The sequence below is a fragment of the Synechococcus sp. B60.1 genome (assembly GCF_047462555.1).
GTDB lineage: Bacteria > Cyanobacteriota > Cyanobacteriia > Thermostichales > Thermostichaceae > Thermostichus.
Genome location: NZ_JANSJN010000002.1, coordinates 20,473 through 21,719 on the forward strand (window position 1 = coordinate 20,473; position 1,247 = coordinate 21,719).

A 1,247-nucleotide genomic window follows, 5' to 3' on the forward strand; every position below is an offset into this window, starting at 1 on the left:
TGCCAGAGCCAAAACCGAGGGCCCCCAAACCGTCTCTGTTGCTGCCTGGGGATCCCAACTCTTGCCTAGGCCAGGATGGCGGCCGCTCCCGCGAGAGCTTCCTCCCGCAGCAGGGCAGCTTTGTCAGTGCGCTCCCAGGGCAGATCCAGATGGGTTTGCCCGAAGTGCCCATAGACCGCCACGTTTTGATAGAAACGCCCTCCCCTTTGGCGGGGCAACTCTCGCAGTTGGAACTGCGCCAGGATGGCCGCCGGCCTCAGGTCGAAGTGGCGCTGCACCAGCCGCAGCAGAGCTTCATCGGGGATACGGCCGGTGCCAAAAGTTTCCACCAGAATGTTGATGGGACGAGCTACCCCAATCGCGTAGCTGACCTGCACCTCGCATTTTTGCGCCAGGCCAGCGGCCACAATGTTCTTGGCCACATAGCGGGCGGCATAGGCGGCGCTGCGATCCACCTTGGTGGGATCCTTGCCGGAGAAGGCCCCGCCCCCATGACGGGAATAGCCGCCGTAGGTATCGACGATAATCTTGCGGCCGGTCAGGCCAGCATCCCCCTGGGGGCCACCAATGACGAACTTGCCAGTGGGATTGGTGAGGAAGCGGGTGTTGCTGTCGGGTTTAATGGACAGCTCGGCAAACACTGGCTTCACCACCGCCTCCCAGAGATCGGCGCGGATCCGCTCCTGCACCGCCGCCTCGTCTGTAATGGCACCGATGGTCGGCGTGTGCTGGGTAGAGATCAGCAGAGTGTGAATGCCCACCGGGCGCCCCTCCTCATAGGCCACGGTTACCTGCGTTTTGCCATCCGGGCGCAGGTAGGGCAGGGTGCCATTTTTGCGAACCGCGGCCAACTGGCGGCTGAGGCGGTGGGCCAAGCTGATGGGCAGTGGCATCAGCTCAGGGGTTTCATCGCAGGCGAAGCCAAACATCAAGCCCTGATCCCCGGCCCCGATCAAGTCGAATTCATCTTCCTGGGATGCGCGACTTTCCAGAGCCAAGTTCACTCCCTGGGCAATGTCGGGAGATTGCTCATCGAAAGCCACCAACACCGCGCAGCTTTCTGCGGAGAAGCCGTTCCTGGCGTCGGTATAGCCAATTTCGGCCACCTTGTCCCGCACCAGCCGGGTGAAGTTGACATGCGCCTGCGAGGTGATCTCCCCCGTCAGGATCACCATGCCCGTATTCACCACCACCTCTGCCGCCACCCGGCTCATGGGATCCGCCGTCAAGAGGGCATCCACGATGGC

The 1,247-nt window shown here is 62.6% G+C and carries 1 protein-coding gene; it reads right to left on the bottom strand.

Annotation, left to right across the window (positions count from 1 at the left end; all coding sequences use genetic code 11):
• Nucleotides 1-65 precede the first annotated feature (65 nt).
• A partial coding sequence (gene metK, locus NW863_RS00430; protein ID WP_414363807.1) for a methionine adenosyltransferase occupies nt 66-1,247 on the bottom strand: 1,182 nt, incomplete at its 5' end.